Source organism: Streptomyces corynorhini (assembly GCF_003346515.1).
Classification (GTDB): Bacteria; Actinomycetota; Actinomycetes; order Streptomycetales; family Streptomycetaceae; genus Streptomyces; species Streptomyces corynorhini.
Genome location: NZ_QQNA01000305.1, coordinates 1 through 957, shown reverse-complemented (window position 1 = coordinate 957; position 957 = coordinate 1). Strand labels below are relative to the sequence as shown.

At 69.3% G+C, this 957-nt stretch carries 2 protein-coding genes; both read right to left on the bottom strand.

Going from position 1 to position 957, the window contains the following annotated elements; genetic code table 11:
- Window positions 1–250: 250 nt before the first annotated feature.
- Window positions 251–637: a barstar family protein gene (locus tag DVH02_RS29870; RefSeq protein ID WP_114626976.1), complete on the bottom strand. Its 387-nt coding sequence runs from the start codon at window positions 635–637 to the stop codon at window positions 251–253.
- A 22-nt stretch (window positions 638–659) separates the two neighbouring features.
- On the bottom strand, window positions 660–957 hold a 298-nt coding region (locus tag DVH02_RS29865; protein ID WP_114626975.1), incomplete at its 5' end, for a ribonuclease domain-containing protein.

The following is a 957-nucleotide window of genomic DNA, read 5'->3' as shown; positions in this document are numbered from 1 at the left end:
GCATCGCAAGGCGGAGGAGGGAGCCCCACGCGGAGCGGATGGGGTCTCCCCTGGTCGAGCGGAGCCGAGACCTTGGGGATGACCGACGACAACGCGGCGAGGCGCGGCACCAGACCCCGCGAGCCCGGCATGACCCCAACGAGAGGCCCTAGCCCCAATACCAGTGACATAGGGGCCAGTTCGGCGGCCTCACCTGCGGAAACACGGTCCGCCGACAGCCCCGGCAGCCGCAAAGTCACTGGTATTGGCCCTAGCCCAGCCGCAGCACGCCGGGGGCCGTTTCCTCGATGACCTGCACCAGTTCGTCGAAGACGGTGGGGCCGCGGCCCGCCCGCGCGGCGTCCAGCCTGGCCTGTACGGCGGCCTTGCCGGTGGAGTGTGCACGCTCCAGCCGCCGCTGGAGCGTACGCACCGTCTCCTCGTGACCGAGGGCCCGGCGCGAGAGGTCGGGCCGGCGCCACTCGATGGTGAAGTCGCCGTCGTCCGGCGTTCCGTAGCCGCCGCTCAGGCAGTCCGCGAGCGCGTCGAGATTGTTCCCGAAGTAGCCGCCGGGTCCGTTCACGGCCGCGCCGATCACCTGCCAGAAGCGGTCGAGCCCGGTGACCTCCGCCCCGTCGATCACATACGTCACGGTCATGGGACGGAGGTTACCTTCCGGTTCAGCAGCTGTAGCTGATGAGCGAGAACGACGCGTAGTGATCGGCGGTGTAGTAGTCCTCCTTGGACTTCTGGCCGGTCACGACGCGCCGCGCGCCGCGGGTGGAGGAGCCGGGGGTGACCACGGTGTACTCGTGGTAGTAGCTGCTCGACTGGCTCGGCAGGATGCCTTCCCGGTTCTGGAAGACGGCGCCGTCCTGGGAGTAGGGGAAGGGCCCGTTGGAGGCGATCAGGTTGAGGGTCGTGTGGGCCTGCGTCGGCAGCTTCGAGTAGCAGATGCTGCCGACGCAGGCCCACACG

Excerpts from the sequence above, each read along its gene's own strand:
- DVH02_RS29870 (WP_114626976.1), bottom strand. The coding sequence starts at position 637 with ATGACCGTGACGTATGTGATCGACGGGGCGGAGGTCACCGGGCTCGAC.